Raw genomic sequence first — 24883 nt, forward strand, 5'->3', positions numbered from 1 at the left:
AGATAGCGCAATGGGCGGATGTGGCGAGAGACGCCGTTATCAGCCCCAGGCGTATCGCCCGTACGGAGCGTACGATCAGCGATGCACCCGGTACACGCAGGGGGAGCCCCTGCCAGTCACAGTGGTAGACACGATGACGATCATGACTTCCCGAATCGAGGTGCGTGAGCACCTCGCTCGCGCTTACTGCCCGACCCGCATCCCGGCCGAGGACGAGGCTCGCATCGACGAGATAAAGCGTCTGCTGGAGCTGCACAACGCGGTGCTCGTGGCTCATTACTACACCGACGATGCCATTCAGCAGCTGGCTGAAGAAACCGGCGGGTGCGTTGCCGATTCGCTGGAAATGGCCCGCTTCGGCGCGCGTCACGAAGCCGACACCTTGGTGGTGGCCGGGGTGCGCTTCATGGGTGAGACGGCCAAGATCCTGTCCCCGGAGAAGCGCGTGCTGATGCCGACGCTGGAAGCTACCTGCTCGCTCGACATCGGCTGCCCGGTAGATGAGTTCAGCGCCTTCTGCGACCAGCACCCCGATCGTACCGTGGTGGTCTACGCCAACACTTCGGCGGCGGTGAAGGCGCGCGCCGACTGGGTGGTGACATCCTCCATCGCGGTGGACGTCATCGAGCACCTGCAGGCGCGCGGCGAGAAGATCCTGTGGGCCCCGGACAAGCACTTGGGTGGCTATATCCAGCAGAAGACCGGCGCCGACATGCTGCTCTGGGACGGTGCCTGCATCGTGCACGAGGAGTTCAAGGCCAAGGGCATCGAGGACCTCAAGGGGGTCTATCCCGACGCCGCCGTGCTGGTGCACCCCGAATCGCCTGCTTCAGTCGTGGCGTTGGCCGATGTGGCCGGCTCGACTTCGCAGCTGATCAAGGCGGCCAAGGAGCTGCCGAACGACAAGCTGATCGTCGCCACCGACCGTGGCATCTTCTTCAAGATGCAGCAGATGGTGCCGGAGAAGACCCTGTTCGAGGCCCCCACCGCCGGTAACGGCGCCACTTGTCGTAGCTGCGCCCACTGCCCGTGGATGGCGATGAATGCGCTGGACAACCTGGCCGGCGCCCTGCGCGAAGGCAGCGGTGAGATCTTCGTCGATGCCGAGCTGCGCCAGAAGGCCCTCACACCGCTGGAGCGCATGCTCAACTTTCAGAGGTAGTGCCGAGCAGGCGGAGGCGAGCTAGAACTTCTCCATTGTCTCGCGATAGCCGACGAAGTCCTCCCGCCGTTGCTCGATGCGCGCCAGGGCGTTGGTCGCGCCGCTCTGCTCCGCTACTCGGCGGGCTACGTCGAGCTGGCGGATGGCGCGGTCGATCTCACCGGTAAGCTGCATGTGCTCGGCCCGTGCCAGGTGGCCCCAGGCCTCGCGACCGCTACGGCCGGCGGCTTCGGCGAGCAGGGTGAAGACCTGCGGGTCCTCGGGGCGCCGGTTCGACAGCTCATGCAGGACTCGGTAAGCCTCGTTGGGGTCGCGCTGCAGTAGCGCTTCGCCCAGGATGCGGGTGGCCGGCATGTGGCCCGGCATCAGGCGCAGCAGGCGTCGGCTGCGTTCGATGGCGTCGTCGTAACGGCCCGCCTTGAAGGCGACCTCGGCGGCACTGACCGGCAGCAGTGCCAGGTCGGGGAGTTCTCGGGCCAGACTGTCGAGCTGGCCGAGAGCGCTGTCGGTCTGGCCGTGGTGGGCGGTAATCAGGGCGTCGAGATAGCGCCTGGCCTCTGGCGGGGCGTCATCCTGAGCCAGGCGTGTCGCCGCCTGCTGCGGGTCGCGCTGATTCACCGCCAGCAGTGCCCGGGCGCGCACCAGGTGATAGATCGGGTCACCCTCGCGAGGGCGCGCTGGCTCGAGCTGAGAGGCACGGGACTCGGCATCACTGATGCGCGACTCAGTCAGCGGGTGGGTGAGCAGGAACTCCGGTGGATTGCCGCCTTGGAGGCTCACCTGGCGCTGCATGGCGCGGAACATCCTGACCATGGCGTCGGGGTCGAAGCCGGCCTGGACCATGGTCTGCAGGCCGAGGCGGTCGGCCTCCTGTTCGAAACGCCGCGAGTAGGCCAACTGATCCTGAATGAAGGCGGCCTGAGAGCCCATGGCGGCAGCGATACCGGCGTCACCGCCACCGCTGGCGGCGATCAGCATTCCGGCCAGCATTGCCGCCATGGCCGGCAACTGGGTCTGCTCGGCACGCGCCTGGCCGCGTGAGTAGTGGCGCTGGGAGAGGTGGCCCAGTTCGTGGGCCAGCACCGAGGCGACGGCATCCTCTTCACTGGCGAAGGCGAACAGGCCGGCGTTGACGCCGATGACGCCTCCCGGCACGGCGAAGGCATTGAGGGCTCGGTTATCCACCAGAGTGACGACGGTATTGGAATCGGTAAGCCCGCTGTGAGGCAGCAGGCGCGACACCAGCGATTCCACATACTCTTGTGCGATAGGGTCCTGCCAACTGGGGGTGCGAGCACGAAACTGGCGCAGCCAGGCGCGGCCCAGGCGGAACTCCTCGCCGGTGATGGCCTGGCTGCTGCCGGTCAGGCTGGGCAGTCCGTAGTCCTCCGTAGCGCTGGCCGGGGCAGCCAGGCCCAAGGTCAGCGCTACGGCAGCGGTGGTCAGGCAGTTTCGGGTCTTGCGCAGCATGTGCCAGTCTCGTTCGAAGCGGCGTTCGGTTCATTATCCGACATTGATTCGGCCTGCAAAGTGCCTTTAAATCTCAAGGGTTTTGCGCTTTGTTGCAAGGGCATGTAGCCCGATGCGTATGAGCGTTAGTCATTTTTCGGGAGACGACATGGCTGTGCAACCAGATGATGTGCTCGATGCTTGCGGCCTGCCTTGCCCGCTGCCTCTGCTCAAGGCGAAGCAGGCGCTGGCTCGGTTGAAGCCTGGCCAAGTACTCGAGGTCCTGGCGACCGATGCCGGCTCCTGGCGCGATTTCGAGACCTTCGCCGACAACAGTATTCACGCGTTAGTCGAGCGGGAGGAGCGGGGCGAGATATATCATTACTGGCTGCGCAAGGGTGAGGTGCCAACCTCATGATCCTACGTGAGGTGTTCAAGGGCTGGGTCGAGCACTACTTCTCCGACGAGGAGGCGGTGATCCTGCTGGTGCTGCTGATACTGGGCTTCGCCGTGGTGATCCTGTTCGGCCGCATGCTGGCACCGTTCCTCACCGCCCTGGTGATCGCCTTCCTGTTGCAGGGCGGCGTCAACGCCATGACACGACGCGGCGTGCCGCACCTGCTGGCCGTGACGCTGATCTTCCTGGCCTTCATCGGCGTGCTGCTGGCGCTGGCCTTCATTTTGATGCCGTTGATATGGAACCAGCTCGTCAGCCTGGTTCAGGAGACGCCGCGCATCGTCGCCAGCGGTCAGCGCTGGCTGGATGAACTCCAGGGGCGTTACCCCAATCTGGTCACGCCGGATCAGGTGCAGGAATGGATCGCGGTTGCCGGCCGCGAGCTGACCCAATTCGGCCAGCGCGCGCTGTCGCTGTCGCTGGCTTCGCTTGGCAACCTGCTGGCCCTGATCATCTATCTGGTGCTGGTGCCGATCCTGGTCTTCTTCCTGCTCAAGGATCGCGATCAGTTGGTGAATTTTTGTCTGTCGCTGCTGCCCCAGCAGCGCTCGCTGATGACGCGCATCTGGCAGGAAATGGATGCTCAGATCGCCAACTACGTGCGCGGCAAATTCATCGAAATCATTATCGTCGGCACCGTGTCGTTCTTCACCTTCGCCTTTTTCGGCTTGCCTTATTCGGCGCTGCTGGCGGTGCTGGTGGGCTGTTCGGTACTGGTACCCTACATCGGTGCTGCCGTGGCGACCCTGCCGGTGGCCGCCGTGGCGGGCTTTCACTTCGGCATGAGCGACCAGTTCCTCTACGTGCTGTTCGCCTATGGTGTGATCCAGGCACTGGATGGCAACGTGCTGGTGCCGATCCTGTTCTCCGAGGCGGTCAACCTGCATCCGGTGTCGATCATCGTGGCGGTACTGTTCTTCGGTGGAGTCTGGGGATTCTGGGGCATCTTCTTCGCCATTCCCCTGGCCACCCTGCTCAAGGCGCTGGTCTATGCCTGGCCGAGGGGGATCAGGCAGTACCACGACTCGCTCCAGCCCGTCGAGCTGGAGCACCAGATCGAGGAGTGAAGGGCGTCCCGGCCGGGTGCCGGTCGGGGCGCTGATCTTGGCTGCGATCAGTTGGCGGTATGCAGTGCCTGGGCAGCTTCGAGGACCTCCTGGGCGTGCCCCTTGACCTTGACGCCGCGCCACTCGCGGGCAAGCTTGCCTTCGGCGTCGATCAGGAAAGTGCTGCGTTCGATGCCGAGATGCTCCTTGCCATACAACTTCTTTAGCTGGATGACGTCGAACAGCTGGCAGATTTCCTCGTCCTTGTCGGAAATCAGCTCGAAGTTGAACGCCTGCTTGGCCTTGAAGTTCTCCTGCGCGCGAATGCCGTCGCGCGAGGCGCCGAAGATGACGGTATTGGCCGCGTCGAACTCGGCCTTGCGGTCGCGGAAGTCGCCACCTTCGGTGGTGCAGCCGGGGGTGCTGGCCTTGGGGTAGAAGTAGATCACCACCTGGCGACCCTTGAGTGCGGAAAGTGTGACTGTCGTGTCACCGGTGGCAGTGGCGCTGAAATCAGGCACGGATTGACCGATGGCTAGCGTCATGAAGGGCTCCTTGATGGGATGTACGGCGCTTTATTACACGCAGCCCGGCGGGTGCTGTCAAAGAGCGCGTCGGCCGTGCTGTACAGGCCTGTGCCGCCTGAGTACCATTTACCCTTTGCTCGTGGTCGATACGACACCCGAGTGCGGCATGAGCGGCTATTGCAGAGGAAGAGAGGATGATCACTGGCAGTATCGTCGCCCTGGCGACGCCGATGAAGGCCAATGGCGATATCGACTGGGAGGCGTTGCGCCGCTTGGTGAACTTCCACTTGGAGAACGGTACCGACGGCATCGTCGCCGCCGGCACCACCGGTGAGCCCACCACCATGTCCTTCGCCGAGCATTTCGACGTGATTCGCGCCGTGGTGGAAGAGGTCGATGGTCGCATTCCGGTCATCGCCGGCACCGGGGCCAATGCCACTTCCGAAGCCGTGGAGCTGGCGCGCTATGCCAGCGAAGTGGGCGCTGATTACTGCCTGTCGGTGTGTCCCTACTACAACAAGCCGACCCAGGAAGGGCTCTATCGCCACTTCAAGGCGGTCGCCGAGGGCAGCCGCCTCCCGGTAATCCTCTACAACGTGCCCGGCCGCACCTGCTCCGATCTCTACAACGAGACCGTGTTGCGCCTGGCCGAGGTCGGCAATATCGTCGGGCTCAAGGATGCCACCGGCAATCTCGAGCGCGCCGAAGACCTCATCGCGCGGCTCAAGGGCAGCGGTTTCATGCTCTACTCCGGTGACGACGGTACCGCCTGCGAATTCATGTTGATGGGCGGCGACGGCGACATCTCGGTTACCGCCAACGTGGCGCCCAAGGCCATGCATGAGCTGTGCGTTGCTGCGGTCGCCGGTGATGCCGATCGCGCTCACCAGATCAACACCCGGCTGATGCCGCTGCATACCAACCTGGGCATCGAATCCAACCCGATTCCGGTCAAGTGGGCGCTGCACCGCATGGGCATGATCGAGCAGGGCATTCGTCTGCCGCTTACCTGGCTGTCCGGCAAGTACCATGCGACGGTGGATGAGGCCCTGCAACTGGCTGGCGTAATCGACGATTGAGGCGGCCTGGAAAGCTCCCGCCGCCCCGATAATCTGACTGCAAGGTGAACGCATGAATTCTGCGCTGAAATGGATGCCGCTGGTGGCTCTCGCTGCCCTGGCCACTGCTGGCTGTGCCCGCGAAGGCTTCTATGACGACCGCAACATCGATTACGTGAAGGCCCAGCGCAGTGCGCCTCTGGTCCTGCCGCAAGGGCGCAACGAGCAGCGTTATCGCGACGCCATGCCGGTGCCGGAGGCCCAAGGCAGCTTGCGCTCCGACGACGATGGTTTCAGTGCTCCCAGCCCGGAGCGCCTGGCATCGGGCGGTGCGGTGGAGCGGGACTTCGTCGAGCGGCGGGAGATCGGCACTGATCGCTGGCTGGTGGTCGGCTCCGACCCGGGCATGGTGTGGCCGCAGCTGCAGGATTTTGCCCGTGCTCGTGGCTTGCAGGTCCAGTCCAGCGACGACGCCCGAGGCGTGCTGGAGACGGCACAGGGTCGGCTGAGCGTGAGCCAGGGGCTGCGCGCCGGGGACAGCGAGGTTCGCTGCGACCAGAACGGGCGCCCGGTGGCGGCCTGTCTCGATGCGCTGGAGCAGCACTTCAGTGCACGCAGCGAGAGTGCCAGTGCCGCATCTCTGGCGGGGCAGCAGATGTCACGCGAGGACCGCCTGCGCTTCGAGCAGCTCGACAGCGGCGAGTGGGTGGTACGCATTCCGCTCGACATCGACCGCGTCTGGGCCGAGCTGAACCACCAGTTGGAAGCCGACTTCAGTGTCGAGAACCGTCGCGAGCTGCTCGAGCAGAATCCGCAGCAGCACGATTTCCTGGTCAGCTACATGACCGCCTCCGAGCGTGACCGCGGCATGCTCCAGATCATCTTGAGCCCCGACGTGCGCCAGATGCCCCAGCAGATTCGTCTGGTGCTGGAGTCCGATGGCCCCGAGCGCACCACGCTGCGTGCCGTCAACGAGAGCGAGCGGCGCTTCACCGAAGGGGACGCCCGCGAATTGCTCGAGCGGGTGTCGGGCCTGCTGCGCTGATGCAGCTGGGGCAGGTCAACGAGCCGTTGCCGGTTATGGGCAAGCTTCGCTTCGCCTCGCTCGGCAGCGGCAGCAAGGGCAACGCCACCCTGGTCAGCGACGAAGAGACCATGGTGCTGGTCGACTGCGGTTTCGGCCTGCGCGAGACCGAGCGACGCCTGGCGCGTCTCGGTCTGCATCCGCGCCAGCTCGATGCCGTACTGGTGACCCACGAGCATGGCGATCACTTGCGCGGTGTCGGCCCTCTAGCGCGGCGCTACGCCGTGCCGGTCTACATCACCCCGGGCACATGGCTTTCGGGACGTCTGGGCGAGGTGCCCTGCCGACATTGGATCACGCCGCAATCGCGCTTCGCGGTCAAGAGCCTCGTGATCGATCCGTTCACGGTGCCCCACGACGCCCGTGAACCGGTCCAGTTCCGCTTCGAGTCGCACGGCCGTCATCTTGGCGTGCTGACCGACCTGGGGCAGCCCACCGATCATGTCGTCGAAGCCTTCAGCGGCTGCGATGCGCTGATCCTCGAGTGCAACCACGATCGTTACATGCTCGAGGTCGGACCCTACCCACCGCGGCTCAAGCGCAGGGTCGGCGGCAATTGGGGGCACCTGGCCAACGTCCAGGCGGCGGCGCTGCTCCAGCGCCTGGGCCTCGATCGCCTGCAGCGCATCGTCTGCTCGCATCTTTCCGAGCACAACAATTGCCCCGAGCTCGTCCTCGATACCCTGACGCCGCTGCTCGACGGCGACGGCTCACGCCTGACGATCGCCGCCCAGGACAGCGGGCTGGATTGGCAGGCGATCACCTGAATTGCCATCCTCTGGTCATGCCTTCATTCCTTCTGGAGATCCTCATGGAAAAGCGCCAAGAACTCTACGCCGGCAAGGCCAAATCGGTATATGCCACCGACGATCCCGACCTGCTCGTCCTTCATTTCCGTGACGATACCAGTGCCTTCGACGGCGAGCGCATGGAATCGCTGGCTCGCAAGGGCATGGTCAACAACCGCTTCAACGCCTTCATCATGGAGAAACTGACAGCAGCGGGCATTCCCACCCACTTCGAAAAGCGCCTTTCCGATACCGAGAGCCTGGTCAAGAAGCTCGAGATGATCCCGCTGGAGTGCGTAGTGCGGAACATCGCCGCCGGTGGCTTGGTCAAGCGTCTCGGCGTGGAGGAGGGCAGTGAGCTCACCCCGCCCACCTTCGAATTGTTCCTCAAGAACGATGCGTTGCACGACCCCATGATCAACGAGTCGCTCGCCGAGACCTTCGGCTGGGCTACGCCCGAGCAGCTCGCCGAGATGAAGGCGCTGACCTTCAGGGTCAATGACGTGCTCAAGCAGCTGTTCGCCGACGGCGGGCTGCTGCTGGTGGATTACAAGCTGGAATTCGGCCTGTTCAAGGGCCGGATCGTGCTGGGTGACGAATTCTCGCCGGATGGCTGTCGTCTGTGGGATGCCGAGACGCGCAACAAGATGGACAAGGATCGCTTCCGCCAAGGCCTGGGTGGGGTGATCGAGGCCTACGAGGAAGTGGGTCGGCGCATCGGTGTCGAGTTCGCCTGAGCAAGCACCGAGCCTCTCCGTCATCGATCTGCCTGGCGCCCTCCTTGTGAGGGCGTCAGCGTTTCAGCTCGGGACGATTTCCACCACTTCCACCAGCGTTGCCTGGGCTTCCTCGAGGGCGCGAAAGCGCACGTCCACATCGCGCAAGCGCACGCCATAGAGCCTCTCCTCAGCTCCTTTGCGATAGGCGGGGCGAGGATCCTGGGCCAGCACTTGGCGAATCAGTTCGCGCAGTGAAGAACCGTCGGGACGCGTGGCCAGCGTCGATTCGGCCGCATCGCTGAAGCGTACCTCCAGCAACGATGGTGCCGCCGGTGCGTAGCCGGCGCGTGCATCGGGGCGCGCCTCCACCCAAGGCAGGTAGGGCTTGATGTCGAGCACCGGCGTGCCGCTTACCAGGTCGCAGCCGCCCAGCACCAGGCGTACCCCATGGCCGGTATCGATCGCGAGCAGTTCCACCAGTGACAGCCCCAGCCGGTTGGGGCGATGGGTGCTGCGGCTGGCGAAGACGCCGACCTTGGCATTGCCGCCGAGCCGCGGCGGGCGAACGAGTGGCGTCCAGCGCTCGGGACTGTGATGGAAGACGAAGGTCAGCCACAGGTGACTGAAGGCCTCGAGGCCGCGCACCGTCAAGGGGTCGTCGTAGGGCGTGGTGAGAATCAGCTCAGCGTGTGCAACCGATGCCAGGCCGGGCTGGCGCGGTACGCCGAACTTGTCGGGGAAGTCGCTCTCGATGTGCCCGATGGGTTGCATCGTGAGACCGGCGGCAGGAGGCGTTGGGTTGGTCATGGCGTTGCATTATGCCTGCCATTGGCCGCAGCGGCGAGCTTGTGTACCCTGCACGGCGAGACAGGCACGCGAGACAGGGGCAGGTAAGATGGAAACGACGACGATGAACGATGCGCCCTCCCCGAGGGGTGGTTCGCTGCGGATTCTCTATCGTCAGGCCAAGGCGCGTGACGGTGCCGACCAGGCCGAGGTCTTCCATCACGCCGTGATGCAGGGCGCTGCCGCTCATTACAGCGTGGAGCAGCGTGCGGCCTGGGCCGCGACGATGCCGAGGGAGGCCAGTGCTTGGGTTGCACGTCAGGCGCTCTACACGACCCTGATGGCTACCTGCGACGGGCGCTGCGTAGGGTTTCTGGAGCTGGACATCCCCAAGGGGCACATCCACACCCTCTACGTATGGCCTTCACTGGCACGGCGCGGCATTGGCTCGACCCTGCTGGTGCACGCCGAGCGCATGCTGCTCGAGCACGGTTGCGGGCATGCCACTATCGATGCCAGCCGCATGCTGGCCGAGAGCCTGCTGCGCCGCGGCTGGCGAGACCTCGGCACGGAATGGGTGACGAGGAATGGCGCACGACTCGAGAGGCGGCGGCTGGAGAGGCGCCTCTCCGCTGTCGAAACCTGATTCAGGCGTCGCGTAGTTGGGTGATGCGCATCGACAGATCTATCGCCTTGACGTCCTTGGTCAGGGCGCCGCAGGAGATGCAATCGACGCCGGTCTCGGCGATCTGGCGCAGCGTGCTCTCGTCGACGTTACCGGAGGCCTCCAGCGTGGCTCGGCCGGCATTGCGTTTCACCGCCTCACGCATGTCGTCGAGCGTGAAGTTGTCCAGCATGACGATGTCGGCGCCGGCCGCCAAGGCTTGGTCGAGTTCGGCGAAATTCTCCACCTCCACTTCCACCGGCAAGTCACGCGCAATGCTGCGCGCCTCCTTGACTGCGGCCGCGATGCTGCCGCAGGCGGCGATGTGGTTCTCCTTGATCAGGAAGGCGTCGTACAGACCGATGCGGTGGTTGTGTCCGCCACCGCAGGACACCGCATACTTCTGTGCCAGGCGCAGGCCAGGCAGGGTCTTGCGGGTATCGAGCAGGCGCACGCCGGTGCCTGCGATAAGATCGACGTAGTGGCGCGTGCGAGTGGCGGTGGCGGATAGCGTCTGCAGCAGGTTGAGGGCGGCGCGCTCTCCGGTCAGCAGGCGGCGGGCAGGGCCTTCGATCTCTAGGAAGCACTGGCCTGCCTCCAGTCGGTCGCCGTCAGCGGCGCTCCAGCGCAAGTGGATGCTGGGGTCGAGGCGACGGTAGATCTCTCCCACCCAGGCCATGCCGCACAGCACCGCCGGTTCGCGGGTGATGACCTGGGCCGTGGCCCACTGCGACTCGGGAATCAGCTGCGCGGTGATGTCGCCAGGGCCGACATCCTCGGCCAGCAGGTGGGCGGAGGCTTCACGGATCGCTTCGGCAAGGGCGTCCTGATAATGCATGGCGGGCCTTTTCATGTTCATGGAGCGTCGGGACCGTCATTATAGAGGAATCCAGCTCCAGGACGTCAGGGGATCGAGATGAGAATCGAGGAAGGCTGGCTGGAAGGCGTAAGGCGCGTGCCGTCGCCCAACCAGGACGCCCGTCCACAGGGCGAGATCTCGGCGGTAGTGCTGCATTCGATCAGCCTGCCTCCAGGCGAGTTCGGCGGCGAACATATCGAGCGGCTGTTCACCAATTCGCTGGAGGCTGCAGTTCATCCCTTCTTTCCCGGCATCGCTCAGCTGCGGGTCTCGGCGCATCTGCTGATTCGCCGCGATGGCGAGTGCGTGCAGTTCGTACCTTTCGACCGCCGTGCCTGGCACGCAGGGCGCTCGTGCTGGATCGAAGGGGGGCGCCCACGTCGTGCGCTGAACGATTTCACTGTCGGTATCGAGCTGGAAGGCGATGAGATCCATGCCTATCGTGATGCTCAATATCGGACCTTGGCCCTGGCCATGAGGGCGCTGATGGTGAGCTACTCTGAAGTGAATCCCGCGCGCATCACCAGCCACGCCAGGGTGGCCCCTCTGCGCAAGAGCGATCCCGGCCCCGCCTTCGACTGGGCCTATTTTCGCCAGTGCCTCAAGGCGTTGGGACCACGCAAATAAAGCGCATGCCAACAGCGGGGAAGTAATCATACGGTAGTTTTATTACATTTCGGGTTCTGTGGCGGCCAGGCCGAGATGGTTGTCGTAACATCTTGTGTGCAATGCAATATTGCTAGAATGGAAAAAAATTCCATTTCTCTGTGATTGGCAGGGAGGCCACTTTACGGTATGTTCTACGCCATTCGTTGTATGCGCTTCTGTAAAATGACTACAACAGCCGCGTCGCGGCCTGACATTCCCCTGATCGTCAGTAGCATTGACCCGTCCCAGCGTCCAAACGCAGGGGGCGATCTGACATCACATTGTCACTCGGAGAGACGTCTATGAGTCTGGAGGCAAGAGAAGATTTCGATCCGGTCGAAACCACGGAATGGCTGGATTCCCTGGAGTCGGTCCTGGATCGTGAGGGCGAGGAACGCGCCCGGTACCTGCTGACACGCCTGGCCGACCGGCTGCGTCGTGACGGCATGCAGGCACCCTTCTCGGTGACCACGCCGCATCGCAACACCATCCCGGTGCACCGCGAAGCGCCGATGCCGGGTGATTTGTTCATGGAGCGGCGCATCCGCTCGCTGATCCGCTACAACGCCATCGCCCAGGTCATCCGCAACAATCGCGCCAACCCAGGCCTGGGTGGGCATATCGCCAGCTTCATGTCCGCCGCCACGCTCTACGACGTCGGCTTCAACCATTTCTTCCGTGCGCCCAACGGCGATTTCGAGGGCGACCTGGTCTACATCCAGGGCCACGTGGCACCGGGTGTGTATGCCCGCGCCTACCTGGAAGGACGCCTCACTGAGGCGCAGATGGACAAGTATCGCCAGGAAGTCGACGGCGATGGCCTATCGTCCTATCCGCACCCTTGGCTGATGCCGGACTTCTGGCAGTTCCCTACCGTCTCCATGGGCCTCGGTCCGATCCAGGCGATCTACCAGGCTCACGTGATGAAGTACCTCGATTCGCGCGAGCTCCGGGAAATGCATGATCGCAAGATCTGGTGCTTCATGGGCGACGGCGAGTGCGACGAGCCGGAATCGCTGGGTGCCATCCACCTGGCCAGCCGCGAGAAGCTCGACAACCTGATCTTCGTCGTCAACTGCAACCTGCAGCGCCTGGATGGCCCGGTGCGCGGCAACGGTCGCATCATCGACGAGCTCGAGGGCGTCTTCCGCGGTGCCGGCTGGAACGTGCTCAAGGTGGTCTGGGGCCGGCTGTGGGACCCGCTGTTCGAGAAGGACAAGAAGGGCGTCCTGCAGAAACGCATGGACGAGGCGGTCGACGGCGAGTACCAGAACTACAAGGCCATCGATGGCGGTTACACCCGCGAGCACTTCTTCGGCAAGTATCCGGAAACCGCCGAGATGGTCAAGGACCTGTCCGACGAGGACATCTGGCGGCTCAATCGTGGCGGTCACGATCCGTTCAAGGTCTACGCGGCCTACCATGAGGCGGTCAACAGTGCCAACGGCCGTCCCACTGTGATCCTGGCGCATACCGTCAAGGGCTACGGCATGGGCAGCGGCGAGGGCGAGGCTTCCATGGAAGCCCACCAGGTCAAGACCATGGAATACGAAGCGCTGCGCAAGTTCCGCGACCGCTTCGGCATTCCGCTGACCGATGAACAGCTCAAGGAGGTGCCGTACTACAAGCCGGAGGACGACTCGCCCGAGCTCAAGTACATGCACCTCCAGCGTGAGCGCCTGGGTGGTTACCTGCCGCAGCGGCGCAGCGACTTCCAGGCGTTGACGATCCCCACTCTCGAAGACAAGACCTTTGCCACCCAACTGGCAGGCTCCAAGGGACGTGAGATCTCCACGACCATGGCCTTCGTGCGCATTCTCAACGGCCTGGTGAAGGACAAAAAGATCGGCCAGCAGGTGGTACCGATCGTCCCCGACGAGGCGCGTACCTTCGGCATGGAGGGCATGTTCCGCCAGCTCGGCATCTATACCTCCGAAGGCCAGAAATACGAGCCCGTCGACAAGGGCCAGATCATGTTCTACCGCGAGGACAAGAAGGGTCAGATCCTCGAGGAGGGCATCACCGAGGCCGGCGCGATGTCGGCGTGGATCGCCGCGGCGACCTCCTACAGCAACCACAACCTGCCGCTGCTGCCGTTCTACATCTACTACTCGATGTTCGGCTTCCAGCGCATCGGCGACCTGGCCTGGGCCGCCGGCGACCTGCAGGCGCGGGGCTTCCTGGTCGGTGGCACCGCCGGACGCACCACGCTGAACGGCGAAGGCCTCCAGCACCAGGATGGTCACAGCCACCTGCAGGCGGCAATGATCCCCAACTGCCGCAGCTACGACCCGACTTATGCCCATGAGGTCTCGGTGATCGTTCAGGACGGCCTGAAGCGCATGTTCGCCGACAAGGAGAACTGCTTCTACTACCTGACGGTGATGAACGAGAACTACGAGCATCCCGAACTCGAGAACGTGCCTGCCGAAGACATCATCAAGGGCATGTACCTGCTGCGCGAGCATCAGGGCGACAAGGGCCATGTGCAGCTGCTCGGTTCCGGCACCATCCTGCGCGAGGTGGAAGCGGCGGCCCGGATGCTGGCCGACGAGTGGGGCGTGGCATCCGACGTGTGGAGCGTGACCAGCTTCAACGAGCTGCGCCGCGAGGCGCTGCTGCTCGAGCGTGAGGCATTCATCAGTGCCGCCGACGAGCCGATCAAACCTCACGTCACACGCTGCCTGGAAGGTCGCAAGGGGCCGGTCATTGGCTCCACCGACTACATGCGCCTTTTTGCCGACCAGGTTCGTGCCTGGGTGCCGAACGACTACCATGTACTGGGAACCGACGGCTATGGTCGTTCCGATACCCGCGAGAAGCTGCGTCACTTCTTCGAGGTCGATCGCTACTTCGTGACCGTGGCCTCGCTCAAGGCGTTGGCCGACCGTGGCGAGCTGGATCGCAAGGTCGTCGCCGAGGCGATCAAGAAATACGGCATCGATCCCAGCAAGCCCAACCCGCTGACGAGCTGATCCGGTGGCAAGGCGGGCATGAGCCCGCCTGTTCCAGGCACGATTTGGAAGGAGCGCGACCTTGAGTAGCGAAATCATAAAAGTTCCAGACATCGGCGGCAGCGAAGACGTCGAGATCATCGAAATCGCCGTATCCGAAGGGGACGTCATCCAGCCCGAGGACACCCTGATCACGCTGGAGTCCGACAAGGCCAGCATGGACGTACCCTCGCCCAAGGGCGGTAAGGTCGTTCGCGTACTGGTGAAGGAGGGCGATACCGTCTCCGAGGGCGACGACATCGTCGAACTCGAGGTAGAGGGTGGCGGTAGCGATGACGCCGGCAGCGGCGAGAAGGCCGAGGCCAAGCGAGAAGAGGCGCCCAAGGAATCCCCGGCCGCCGAAGAGAAGCCGGCGGCGAAGAAATCCTCCGGCGGCGGCAAGCGCACCGTCGAGATCAAGGTGCCCGATCTGGGTGGCTCGGAGAACGTCGAGGTGATCGAAGTCGCCGTCTCCGAAGGCGACGAGGTGAGCGAGGAGGATCCGCTGATCACGCTGGAGTCCGACAAGGCCTCCATGGACGTGCCCAGCCCCTACACCGGCAAGCTGGTGTCTTTCACCGTCAAGGAGGGCGATACCGTCTCCGAGGGCGACGTGATCGGTACCATGGAGATCGCTGGCGACGGCGAGGCCGATGAGGCCGAGCCCGAGGCGGTCGAAACCACCGATGAGCCCGCCGAACAGGCCGAGGCCCCGGCCGAGGAAGAGGCGACGAGCGGCGAGCCCGAGCGCAAGGAGATCCGCGTGCCGGACCTCTCCGGCTCGAGCGACGTGCCGGTCATCGAGATCGCCGTCAGTGCTGGCGACGAGGTCGATGAGGAGGATCCGCTGATCACGCTGGAGTCCGACAAGGCCTCCATGGACGTGCCGAGCCCCTACAAGGGCAAGCTGATCGAGCTCACCGTCAAGGAGGGTGACACCGTCTCCGAGGGTGACCTGATCGGCTATATCGAGGTGGCAGGGGCCAAGCCGCGGGCGGCCACGCCCAAGGCCAGCAAGGCGCCGAGCGAGCCGAGCGAAAAGCCGGCCTCGCCCACCCAGGCCAAGCCGACACCGGCCGGCACGCCGAGCCCCGAGGCGCAGATGGCAGCTCACAAGCCGCGCGACGGCAAGCTGGTCCACGCCGGTCCCGCGGTGCGCATGCTGGCCCGCGAACTGGGCGTCGACCTGGGGCTGGTCAAGCCGAGCGGACCCAAGGAGCGGGTGCTGAAGGAGGACGTCCACGCCTACGTCAAGCAGGTGATGGCGGGCCAGGCCAAGGCGCCTGCCGCTGCGCCAGCGGCGACCGGGGGCGCGGGTATACCGCCGGTGCCGGATCAGGACTTCAGCCAGTTCGGTGAGATCGAAGAGAAGCCGATGGGCCGCCTGCTCAAGATGGGTGCCACCAACCTGCATCGCAGCTGGCTCAACGTACCCCACGTCACCCAGTTCGACGAGGCGGACATCACCGAGCTGGAGGCCTTCCGCAAGTCGATGAAGGCGGAAGCCGAGGCCCAGGGTGCCAAGCTCACGCCGTTGCCGTTCATGATCAAGGCGTGCGCTTTCGCTCTGCGCAAGTTCCCGCAGTTCAACGTCAGCCTGAAGAGCGACGGCGAGACGTTGGTGTGGAAGAAGTACGTCCACATCGGCGTCGCGGTCGACACTCCCGACGGGTTGATGGTGCCGGTGATCCGCGATGCCGACAAGAAGTCGCTGATCGAGCTGGCCAAGGAGAGCGTGGAGCTGGCCGGCAAGGCACAGTCGAAGAAGCTCAAGCGCGAGGAGATGACCGGCGGCTGTTTCACCATCTCCAGCCTGGGCTCCATCGGTGGCACCGCCTTCACGCCGATCGTCAACGCCCCGGAGGTCGCCATCCTCGGCATCTCCAAGGCGCAGATGAAGCCGGTATGGAACGGCTCCGACTTCGAGCCGCGGCTGATGATGCCGCTGTCCCTCTCCTACGACCACCGGGCCGTCAACGGTGCCGACGCTGCACGCTTCACCGCCTTCCTGGCGGCGGCGCTCAGCGATATCCGGCGCATGCTGATGTGATCGAGGACTGAAGTGGCTTCGACGGCGCCCTGCGGGGCGCCGTCGCTGTTTCGGGCCTCGTTTCAGGGTGGGATACCAAAGTGCAACCTGGCCTTAATAGGCTGAAAACGCAGCAGCTTTGGACCGCTGTGCAGGGCTTTTAGGCAGGCTGTGGTTGTCTACCGTTGCCACCGCGGTTATCGTTCATGACATTCCGTTTACTCACAAGAATTTCCACTCTCTCAAGGAGCAGCTAGATGCGTTTGATTCTGTTGGGCGCGCCGGGTGCCGGCAAAGGTACCCAGGCCCAGTTCATCTGCGAACGCTACAAGATTCCGCAGATCTCCACCGGCGACATGTTGCGCGCGGCGGTCAAGGAGGGCAGTGAGCTGGGGCTTAAGGTCAAGGAGATCATGACCAGCGGTGGCCTGGTGTCCGACGATCTCATCATCTCGCTGGTCAAGGAGCGCATCGCTCAGCCCGACTGCGAGAATGGTTTCCTGTTCGACGGCTTTCCGCGCACGATTCCCCAGGCCGATGCCATGAAGGAGGCCGGGGTCAAGATCGATCACGTGCTCGAGATCGCCGTGGCCGACGAGGAGATCGTCAAGCGACTGGCGGGCCGTCGCGTGCACCCGGACTCCGGTCGGGTCTATCACATCGAGTACAACCCGCCGAAGCAGGAAGGCAAGGACGACGTGACCGGCGAGCCGCTGATTCAGCGCGACGACGATCGCGAGTCCACCGTGCGCAACCGTCTGGCGGTTTACCACGAGCAGACCGCACCGCTGGTCGACTACTACCAGCAGTGGGCCGAGGAGGAGCCGCAAGCGGCACCCGCCTATCATCGCGTGGAAGGGATCGGCAGCGTCGACGAGATCACGCGCAAAGTGACTGAGGCGTTGGACGCTTAACTCCCTTCGCTCGCGTGCGTTGTGCACTGGCCCGCCCTGGCGGGCCAGTCTCGTTAGGGGCCATCGTCCTGCACCGCTCGGCGGCGTATAATGACCTGCCCATGCTTTGACGCGACAATCCCTATGCCGATCCTGCTGGCCCTCGACGCCTCCTCCAGCGCTTGCTCTGCCGCCCTGCTGCTTCGGCGCGACGGCGGCGAAGAGCGTCTCGTTTCACGCTTCGCCTTGACGCCGCGCGAGCATACCCGCCGCCTGCTACCCATGGTCGACGCGGTATTGGCCGAGGCGGGCGTGTCGCCTGCCGATCTGGACGCCGTGGCCTACGGCCGCGGCCCGGGCTCCTTCACCGGGTTGCGTATTGCCGCCGGCACGGCCCAGGGGCTGGCCTATGGTCTCGACCGCCCATTGCTGGGCATTTCGACGCTAGAGGCGCTGGCCCTGGCAGCGCATCGGCGCCACGGCGTCGAGCATGTCGTTACCGCCATGGATGCGCGCATGGGAGAGATCTACGTAGCCGCCTGGCGCTGTCGCGATGGAATGACCGAGGCGTTGCTCGAGGAGGCGGTGTTGCCGCCGCAGCGCTTGCACTTGCCCACGATTGCGAGCCAGGGCGGGTGGTACGGCATCGGCTCCGGCTGGTCGCTGTGGGAAGCGATGCCGGCCGAGGTCCAGGCGGCTGTCGGCCAGCGCGACGCCGAATCCGAGCCGGCGGCGGAGGAGATGGTGATGCTGGCGGCACGCGACTATGCGGCGGGAGTGCGCACCGTCGCCCATGAGGCGCAGCCGATCTATCTACGCGACGAGGTGGCATGGCAGAAGGGCAAATGAGCTTCGTCGACGCGCGGCCGGGCCGGGTGAACGAAGGACTCACGCTTCTGCGCGAAGGGGATGCCCTGGTGCTTGCTGGCGACCCGGTTCGCTACGGCAAGCCGCTACGGGTCGACTTCGCCGAGGGGCGTGCTGCACACCGACGCCGCTTCGGTGGCGGCCGGGGGCAATTGATCGCACGGGCCTGTGGTCTTGCCTCGGGCGGGACGCCCAGCGTGGTCGATGCCACTGCCGGCCTGGGTCGCGACGCCTTCGTGCTGGCGAGCCTCGGGGCCGAGGTGCTGCTGATCGAACGCGTACCGGCGATCCATGCCCTGCTGGAGGATGGCCTGGTGCGTGCCGTCCGCGACCCCGAGACGGCAGACATCGTGGCCCGCATGCACCTGGCCCATGGCGATGCCGCCCGAGATCTCGCCGCGCTGGTGGCCGCCAGCACGGTGGCACCGCAGGTGATCCATCTTGACCCCATGTTCCCGCATCGCGAGAAGTCGGCGCTGGTGAAGAAGGAGATGCGCCTGTTTCGTGAGCTCGCCGGCGACGACGATGATGCCCCGCGGCTGCTGGAAGCGGCGCTGGACGTGGCCACCCACCGAGTGGTGGTCAAGCGGCCGCGCAAGGCGCCGCCCATCGAGGGGCCGGCGCCACAGCACGTCATCGAAGGCAAGACCAGCCGCTACGACCTCTACGTCCACCGCTCTCTGAAGGCCTGAATACTAATCCAAGCCAGTCCAGCGCTTCCCCTACCCGTGGCTGATGAGCTGCAAACGATGCCTCAGCGCCGGATCGTACAGCTCTCCGGTGCGTTGCGCGGCGCTGCGCAGCCGTTCGTCGAACCATAGTCGCTCGCCCTGCTCCCAGATCCAGCCTTCGGCCTCCAGGCTTTCGATCAGGCTGGCGAACAGCTTGTGGTCGAAGAACTCCGGCGCATCGCGGCCGGTGAGCAGGGCCAGGCGCTCAGTCAGTTGCTGGCTGCGTTCGGCCAGGGCATCACGGCTCAGGTGCCCGGGAGTGTGATCGAGCAGGATCGTCAGCAGCAGATAGCCGCGCTCCAGCGAGGGCTGCATCAGCCTCGCCAGCAAGCGCAGCTGTTCGCCGGCCTCCAGGCTCTTGGGGCGCTGCCAACCGTCCCCGTGAGGCTGCAGCAATCCCTCTTTGCACAGTGCCTCCAACATCGTGGGCAGCGCCTGTGGCAGCATCACCGGCTCGAGGAATAGCTCGCGTGCCAGTATCGGCCAGGGTGGGCCGAGCTGAGCGAGCAGACCCTCGAGGTCGTGGCGCGGAGCATGGCGAAAAGCGAAGGCGGTCAGGCCCGCCAGGGCGAACAAGTGCAACACGTTGTTGCGGTACCACACCAGCAGGCTGGCCTGATCAGCCGTTACCATGAGGATATCGCCCAGCGCATGCGGACGGCGTTCGATCATCCCCAGGGCGACGACCTCGGCGATCCAGTCGTCAGGATCACCTGGCGGCAGGCTGACGTGGCGTCCGCCGGGGCAGTGGCGCTGCAGGGCGGTGAGCAGGGCGAGCTGACGCGACATCAGGCTGGCTTCGATGGCGTGGTGGGGCGTGGCCAGCAGGACCAGCGCCACCAGATTGACCGGATTGAGGGCCGCCGCGGCGTTGATTCGCCGGGCGAGCTCATTGCCGAGTTCCGGCACGGACTGGGTGAGCCAGGCCGGCTTGGCCTGGGTGAGGTCGTCTCTCCATCCCGGCCTGGTGTCGTTGAGCCAGGCGCCGAGCTGGAGTGGTTCGCCGACGCTTACCGTCACTTTGCCGAATCGCTGGCGCAGCTGGCCGAGTACCCGCAGCAGCGCCAATGGCGACTCCTTGCGCTTCTTGCCGCCACGCAGCTCGCGCTGGTAACTGGCATTCTCGATGATGCGCTCGTAGCCGATATAGACCGGGATGAACACGAGCCGGGGCGGGCCGGTACCTGCCGCACTGCGGCGGAACGAGCGCAGTGTCATCGACAGCATGCCGGGCCGCGGCAAGAGCATGCGGCCGCTGCGCGAGCGTCCGCCCTCGATGAAGTACTCCAGGGGGTGGCCACGCTCCAGCAGTCGATGCAGATATTCGTTAAAGACCGCGGCATAGAGTGGCTTTTCGCGGAAGCTACGGCGCAGGAAGAAAGCGCCACCGCGGCGCAACAACGGACCGATCAGCGGCATGTTCAGATTACGCCCGGCGGCGATGTGTGGCGGCATCAGCCCGTCGCGATAGAGCACGTAGGAGAGCAGCAGATAGTCGATATGGCTGCGGTGACACGGGACGTAGACCAGCGTGTGGTCGCCGGCCAGCGCCTTGACCCGGTCGAGGCCGCGCACCTCGACGCCATCGTACAGTCGATTCCACAGCCGACGCAGCAGGCCATCCATGAAGCGCAGCACCGGGTACGTCATGTTTGAAGCGATTTCACGACCGTAACGCAGGGCTCGTCGTTGTAGTCTCTCAGGCGAACGCTTCTCGGCTGGCGCCAGCTCGCCGATGACTCGGCGCACTTCACGGCTGGTTGCCACGCCTTCGATCAGGGTGCGACGGTGGGAGAGGTCAGGGCCGAGTACCCGGATGCGCATGCGCCGGAAGTGGACCCGCAGCAGCCGTGCACTCTTGCGGTTGGCCACGGTCGGGCCACGCTCGTCGAGCAGGACGCGTAGCCTGAGCGGCGCGCCGAAGTGGACCTCCACGCTCTTGCCGTTGATCAGGACCGACAGCGCTCGTCGCAGCCGCCCGGTCAGCTGCCAGCTGTCTGCTGCCAGCAGGCGCCAGAGGCCGAAGCGCTTGCCCGGTGCGCGACCCCAGAACACGCTCACCGGAATCAACTGGAGATCAGCCTCCGGGTGGGTCTCCAGATGCTCCAGTGCCTGACGAAAGGGAGCCTCCAGTGCGCGGTTGCGCCGCCACAGGCGGCGCTGCCTGGTGGGCAGCGCGACGCTGGCCGGTAGCGCAAGGTCGTTCAGGAAAATTCTGCCGCTGGCCGGCGGCAGTCCGTGGCGCTGGCCAAGAATCTCGAGCAGCAGGGCATCAGAGAGCGCCGAGTGGGGCAGTACGTAAAGTGTCGGTAGCGCGGGGTCGATGGGCAAGTCGCCGGGATCGGGCTCGATGAGGCGAGTCTCGACCCAAGCCTTGATCAAGCCCTTCAGCGGGGCGCGAAGTGCAGCGAGCAGTGTATGGGCTAGAGCCATCCTATTGCCTCGACGTCGAACCGAGGGGCCAGTATAGCCACGGGGCCATTTCGGGTCAGGTGCTTTCCCTTGGCCGGCAAACGTGCGTCAATCACGGCAGGAGAGGTGACGGGAGGCATGCCATGCATGGCGTGTGGCGGGACGGCAATCGGTTCGAGTTGCTGGCGGAGTCGTCGTGCTTCCTGCCGGTAATGTTCACAGCCATCGAGGAGGCGCGCCGCTCGATCCTCATCGAGCTCTACCTGATGGAGTCGGGGCACTTGGCTACGGCGCTGATCGATGCGCTGTGCCGGGCCGCCGAGCGCGGCGTGGCGGTTGCGCTGATGCTGGATGCCTATGGCGCCATGGGTCTTGGAGGCGAGGATCGCCGGCGGCTGGAGCAGGCTGGCGTGGCGCTGCGTCTGTTCAATCCGTTGGGGCTGCGTTCGCTGACACGCAACCTGACCCGCGATCATCGCAAGCTGGTGGTGATCGACGGCCGTGTGGCCTTCACTGGTGGCTTCGGTGCGGTGGATGAGTTCATCGAGGCTTGGTACGAAGTCGCAGTGCGCATCGAGGGGCCGGTCATTGCCGACTGGGTGCGGCTGTTCTCGCGGCTTTGGGATTCGCCGCTGACACGTGGCGCGGGCGAGACGGCCATGGTGCGGCACCTGCAGCTCGAACTCCGGCCCCACGAGGACTACCATGGCATGCGTGGCCGAGTGGTGTGGGGGCAGGGCTATCGCTACCAGGCCATTCGCCACTCCCTCTATGGCCGGGTGTCATCGGCTCAACGCCGCATCTGGCTGTGCACGCCCTACTTCGTCCCCACCCGCAGCCTGCGCAGGCGGCTGGCTCGTGCCTCCCGCCGCGGCGTCGACGTGCGCCTGCTATTGCCTGGCCGTGACCACGACCACCCCTGGGTGCGTTATGCCGGTCAGCGCTTCTATCGCAGGCTGCTGCGCGCCGGGGTGCGCATCTTCGAATTTCAGCCCAGCTTCATTCACGCCAAGTTCTCGTTGGTCGACCAGTGGTCGAGCCTGGGCTCGTGCAATTTCGATCATTGGAGCTTGCACTGGAACCTGGAGGCCAACCAGGAAGTGGACGATGCCCGCTTCGCCAGCGAGGTGGCGGCACTGTTCGAGCGCAACTTCGCCGCCAGCCGTGAGATCAACCATCGTGAGTGGGTGCGGCGCCCGCGCTGGCAGCGCTTCAAGGAGTGGATCTTTGGCAGTTTCGATGCCTGGCTGACGCGACTACGGTGAAGCGAGCGTGCGCATGAAGGGCAAGGTGGCACGACATGTCGAAGCTGGCGGCACCCCTGTTACGCCACGGGCAGCCCCGCCGCTTTCCACTCCGGATACCCATCCTCGAAGCAAGGGAACACAATGAATACGCTCATTATCATCAACGATCCGCCCTACGGTACCGAGCGCCTCTACAACGGCCTGCGCCTGGCTCATGCGCTGCTGAAGCGCGAAGGCGACGTCACCGTCTTCTTGATGGGTGATGCCGTGTCCGGTGCCAAGGCGGGACAGAAGACCCCGGATGGCTTCTACAACGTCGAGCGCATGGTCAAGCGGGTCACCACCAAGGGCCGCGTGCTGCTGTGTGGCACCTGCATGGATGCCCGGGGAATCATCGGCGAGGAGGTGGTGAAAGGCGCCGAGCGCAGCACCATGGATGCCTTGGCCGAAATCACCGAGCAGGCCGACAAGGTACTGGTGTTCTAGTCGTCCCAATATCCCAAAACCTCACTCCCTTGGAGAGATCGCGATGCAGCCGGTAAACCGGGAAAAGCAGAACGTCGCCATCCTGGTGCTCAGCCAGACCCTGTTCGTCATTGCCATGGTGACAGTGATGACCCTGAGCGGGGTGGTGGGGCAGCAACTCACTTCCGACCCGGCGCTGGCCACTCTGCCAATAGCCATATTGATGTTGGGAACGGTGGTATCAACCTTACCCGCCTCACTTTTCATGAAGCGAGTGGGCCGGCGCCGAGGCTTCATCACCGGGGCAAGCTTGGGTGGCGTGGCCGGTGGCCTGCTGAGTTTCGGTGCCATTGCGCTGGGCTCCTTCTGGCTGTTCTGCGCCGGCAACCTGCTGCTGGGGCTCTACCAAGGCTTCGCCATGTACTACCGCTTCGCTGCTGCCGACGTGGCGAACCCTGCTTTTCGTAGTCGTGCGATCTCCTTCGTGATGGCCGGCGGGGTGGTGGCCGCCTTCCTCGGCCCCTGGAACGCCAGCGCCGCCAGTGGCCTCATCGCTGGCGTGCCCTCCGGTGGGCCTTATCTGGTGATCGCCATCCTCGCACTGCTGGCCATCGGCCTGCTGACGCAACTGCGCGTACCGCCCAGCGGCGAGCCGCAGCCCGGGGAGACATCACGCCCGATGTCGGAAATCGCCGCCCTGCCCAAATTCAGGGTGGCGGTACTGGCCGGCGCGGTGGGCTACGCCATCATGATACTGGTGATGACCGCCACGCCACTGGCGATGCGCGCCCAAGGCTTCGAGATGAGCCAGATCGCCTTCATCATGCAGTGGCACGTGCTTGGCATGTTCGCGCCGTCTTTCGTGACCGGCAGCCTGATCGCCCGCTTCGGCGTGCAACGCATCCTGCTCAGCGGGGTGACGCTGCTCATCGGCACGGTGCTGGTCGCCAAACTCGGCACCAGCCTGGCGCACTTCTGGGTAGCACTGGTGCTGCTGGGCGTGGGCTGGAACTTCCTGTTCGTGGGTGGCAGCGCCATGCTCTCCACGGTTCATAGCGAGGCCGAGCGGGGCAAGGTGCAGGGCGTCAACGACCTGATCATCTTCACGCTGGTGGCCATCGGCTCGCTGATGGCCGGGCAACTGCTGCACCGCCTGGGATGGGAGGCTCTCAACCTGGCCATGCTGCCATTGATCCTTCTGGTGGCCCTGGCCACCCTCTGGTCCGGCTTGAAAACCAAATCACGGCTGGCCAGCCAAGTCTCTGGATCATTTGAGCCATAAGGAATCTTGGCCATGCCAGCCCCTGTATAACTTGGTATCGATGTTGGCGGCGTCAAAGTGTGCGAAGAACTCGCGGCGCAGGGTGTCGCAGACGGGCTAGCGAGGACAGCGCTCGATGATCAGCAGCGTCTTTTCATCGATCCCGAGCTCAGCGTAGGGGTCGGTGTACCCTTGCTCGCTGAGCCAAGCAAGCTGTAGCCGGTACGCTTCGCCCTCCAATTCCCCCCGGTGGCGCGCTGTGGTGTTTTTGGCGGCGCGCAGCTGGTGGTGATGAACGAGTTCATGTAGCAGGTAGCTGATATCGATCGGATCTCCTGGGTCGAAGCCGGTGTCCACGTAGATCGTCGAAGTGCTGGAGTCGTAGGCTGCCTTAATCAGGATGGCTGGCATCAAGTCACTCGGGAAATTTGGAAAGCAGCGCGCTTGCAACGAAAGCTGCCCTTCCCAAGTGACAATGACATTGGGGGCTTTACGGTAGTCGCTGTGATCGATGATCCAGTCGCTCAGCTCGCTGATGGTCGTTTCCAGTTGGGCGGCCACGCTGCGTTGAGAGAAACGGCCAGGCCGATCGGCTTCCTGAGCGTCGACGGGGGCTGACGCGCATGGTCCGGCTGCTAATGCCATCATTACGACAAGCGACATTGTCATCGGCTTGCCTGGCCGGTCTCGCAGGTAAGGCGCATCCGGGGATAGCGGCGAAGTCCCTGACCGTGATTG

Annotated in this window: 23 protein-coding genes; 17 read left to right on the forward strand and 6 right to left on the reverse strand. The window is 64.5% G+C overall.

Annotation, left to right across the window (positions count from 1 at the left end; translation table 11 throughout):
* Positions 1-133 precede the first annotated feature (133 nt).
* A complete protein-coding gene (gene nadA / locus HNO52_RS04140) occupies positions 134-1162 on the forward strand; it encodes a quinolinate synthase NadA (RefSeq protein ID WP_442907106.1) in 1029 nt (342 codons plus the stop codon).
* Positions 1163-1183: 21 nt separating this feature from the next.
* Here nadA and HNO52_RS04145 read toward each other — a convergent pair whose 3' ends face one another.
* The gene (locus HNO52_RS04145; RefSeq protein WP_197567958.1) at positions 1184-2632 is read right to left on the reverse strand and encodes a M48 family metalloprotease; all 1449 of its coding nucleotides are present in this window, start codon (positions 2630-2632) and stop codon (positions 1184-1186) included.
* Positions 2633-2780: 148 nt separating this feature from the next.
* Here HNO52_RS04145 and HNO52_RS04150 point away from each other — a divergent pair, with 148 nt between their 5' ends.
* The gene (locus HNO52_RS04150; protein WP_197567959.1) at positions 2781-3029 is read left to right on the forward strand and encodes a sulfurtransferase TusA family protein; all 249 of its coding nucleotides are present in this window, start codon (positions 2781-2783) and stop codon (positions 3027-3029) included.
* Positions 3026-4135: an AI-2E family transporter gene (locus HNO52_RS04155; protein ID WP_197567960.1), complete on the forward strand. Its 1110-nt coding sequence runs from the start codon at positions 3026-3028 to the stop codon at positions 4133-4135. Before HNO52_RS04150 ends, HNO52_RS04155 begins: the two co-directional genes overlap by 4 nt.
* Positions 4136-4182: 47 nt before the next feature.
* Here the strand turns inward: HNO52_RS04155 and HNO52_RS04160 are convergent, their stop codons facing one another.
* Complete coding sequence (locus HNO52_RS04160; RefSeq protein WP_197567961.1) at positions 4183-4659, reverse strand: peroxiredoxin; 477 nt, start codon at positions 4657-4659, stop codon at positions 4183-4185.
* Positions 4660-4835: 176 nt separating this feature from the next.
* On the opposite strand from HNO52_RS04160, the gene dapA reads away from it, so the two are divergent.
* From dapA to purC, 4 genes are read left to right on the forward strand one after another with little or no spacing between them, the layout of a single operon-like run.
* Positions 4836-5720, forward strand: coding sequence for a 4-hydroxy-tetrahydrodipicolinate synthase (dapA, locus tag HNO52_RS04165; protein WP_197567962.1), 885 nt, complete (start codon positions 4836-4838; stop codon positions 5718-5720).
* Between the two features lie 52 nt (positions 5721-5772).
* Entirely contained in the window at positions 5773-6744 is a 972-nt protein-coding gene (locus tag HNO52_RS04170) for a lipoprotein, NlpB (protein WP_232090546.1), read from the forward strand.
* On the forward strand, positions 6744-7550 hold the full coding sequence (locus tag HNO52_RS04175; RefSeq protein WP_232090548.1) for an MBL fold metallo-hydrolase: 807 nt from the start codon (positions 6744-6746) through the stop codon (positions 7548-7550). Before HNO52_RS04170 ends, HNO52_RS04175 begins: the two co-directional genes overlap by 1 nt.
* 44 nt (positions 7551-7594) lie before the next feature.
* The gene (purC, locus tag HNO52_RS04180) at positions 7595-8308 is read left to right on the forward strand and encodes a phosphoribosylaminoimidazolesuccinocarboxamide synthase (protein ID WP_197567963.1); all 714 of its coding nucleotides are present in this window, start codon (positions 7595-7597) and stop codon (positions 8306-8308) included.
* 63 nt (positions 8309-8371) lie between these two features.
* Here the strand turns inward: purC and tsaA are convergent, their stop codons facing one another.
* Positions 8372-9097 (reverse strand): tRNA (N6-threonylcarbamoyladenosine(37)-N6)-methyltransferase TrmO, encoded by a 726-nt coding sequence (gene tsaA, locus HNO52_RS04185; protein WP_232090550.1) that lies wholly within the window; start codon positions 9095-9097, stop codon positions 8372-8374.
* A gap of 103 nt (positions 9098-9200) precedes the next feature.
* Here tsaA and HNO52_RS04190 point away from each other — a divergent pair, with 103 nt between their 5' ends.
* On the forward strand, positions 9201-9722 hold the full coding sequence (locus HNO52_RS04190; protein ID WP_232090552.1) for a GNAT family N-acetyltransferase: 522 nt from the start codon (positions 9201-9203) through the stop codon (positions 9720-9722).
* A gap of 1 nt (position 9723) precedes the next feature.
* Here HNO52_RS04190 and nadC read toward each other — a convergent pair whose 3' ends face one another.
* The gene (gene nadC / locus HNO52_RS04195; RefSeq protein WP_197567965.1) at positions 9724-10578 is read right to left on the reverse strand and encodes a carboxylating nicotinate-nucleotide diphosphorylase; all 855 of its coding nucleotides are present in this window, start codon (positions 10576-10578) and stop codon (positions 9724-9726) included.
* Between the two features lie 78 nt (positions 10579-10656).
* Between nadC and ampD the strand changes: the two genes are divergently transcribed.
* From ampD to HNO52_RS04225, 6 genes are all read left to right on the forward strand, one after another.
* Positions 10657-11226: a 1,6-anhydro-N-acetylmuramyl-L-alanine amidase AmpD gene (gene ampD, locus HNO52_RS04200; protein WP_197567966.1), complete on the forward strand. Its 570-nt coding sequence runs from the start codon at positions 10657-10659 to the stop codon at positions 11224-11226.
* Between the two features lie 323 nt (positions 11227-11549).
* The gene (aceE, locus tag HNO52_RS04205; RefSeq protein WP_197567967.1) at positions 11550-14222 is read left to right on the forward strand and encodes a pyruvate dehydrogenase (acetyl-transferring), homodimeric type; all 2673 of its coding nucleotides are present in this window, start codon (positions 11550-11552) and stop codon (positions 14220-14222) included.
* A gap of 61 nt (positions 14223-14283) precedes the next feature.
* Complete coding sequence (gene aceF, locus HNO52_RS04210; protein ID WP_197567968.1) at positions 14284-16290, forward strand: pyruvate dehydrogenase complex dihydrolipoyllysine-residue acetyltransferase; 2007 nt, start codon at positions 14284-14286, stop codon at positions 16288-16290.
* A gap of 236 nt (positions 16291-16526) precedes the next feature.
* Positions 16527-17183, forward strand: a complete 657-nt coding sequence (adk, locus tag HNO52_RS04215) for an adenylate kinase (RefSeq protein ID WP_197567969.1) — start codon at positions 16527-16529, stop codon at positions 17181-17183.
* Between the two features lie 123 nt (positions 17184-17306).
* Entirely contained in the window at positions 17307-18011 is a 705-nt protein-coding gene (gene tsaB, locus HNO52_RS04220; protein WP_197567970.1) for a tRNA (adenosine(37)-N6)-threonylcarbamoyltransferase complex dimerization subunit type 1 TsaB, read from the forward strand.
* A complete protein-coding gene (locus HNO52_RS04225) occupies positions 17993-18721 on the forward strand; it encodes a class I SAM-dependent methyltransferase (protein ID WP_232090554.1) in 729 nt (242 codons plus the stop codon). Before tsaB ends, HNO52_RS04225 begins: the two co-directional genes overlap by 19 nt.
* Positions 18722-18751: 30 nt before the next feature.
* On the opposite strand, the gene plsB is transcribed toward HNO52_RS04225, so the two are convergent.
* Positions 18752-21193, reverse strand: coding sequence for a glycerol-3-phosphate 1-O-acyltransferase PlsB (gene plsB, locus HNO52_RS04230; protein ID WP_197567971.1), 2442 nt, complete (start codon positions 21191-21193; stop codon positions 18752-18754).
* Positions 21194-21315: 122 nt separating this feature from the next.
* Here plsB and HNO52_RS04235 point away from each other — a divergent pair, with 122 nt between their 5' ends.
* The 3 genes from HNO52_RS04235 (at position 21316) to HNO52_RS04245 (ending at position 24166) form a co-directional block, all read left to right on the forward strand.
* Entirely contained in the window at positions 21316-22437 is a 1122-nt protein-coding gene (locus HNO52_RS04235) for a phospholipase D-like domain-containing protein (protein WP_197567972.1), read from the forward strand.
* Between the two features lie 123 nt (positions 22438-22560).
* Positions 22561-22905, forward strand: coding sequence for a DsrE/DsrF/TusD sulfur relay family protein (locus HNO52_RS04240; protein WP_197567973.1), 345 nt, complete (start codon positions 22561-22563; stop codon positions 22903-22905).
* Positions 22906-22948: 43 nt separating this feature from the next.
* The gene (locus tag HNO52_RS04245) at positions 22949-24166 is read left to right on the forward strand and encodes an MFS transporter (protein WP_197567974.1); all 1218 of its coding nucleotides are present in this window, start codon (positions 22949-22951) and stop codon (positions 24164-24166) included.
* Between the two features lie 96 nt (positions 24167-24262).
* Here the strand turns inward: HNO52_RS04245 and HNO52_RS04250 are convergent, their stop codons facing one another.
* Positions 24263-24814 carry a DUF6647 family protein gene (locus HNO52_RS04250; RefSeq protein ID WP_197567975.1) on the reverse strand — a complete coding sequence of 184 codons (552 nt, stop codon included), beginning with the start codon at positions 24812-24814 and terminating at the stop codon, positions 24263-24265.
* Positions 24815-24883 lie beyond the last annotated feature (69 nt).

Source organism: Halomonas sp. MCCC 1A13316, assembly GCF_014931605.1.
GTDB lineage: Bacteria > Pseudomonadota > Gammaproteobacteria > Pseudomonadales > Halomonadaceae > Halomonas.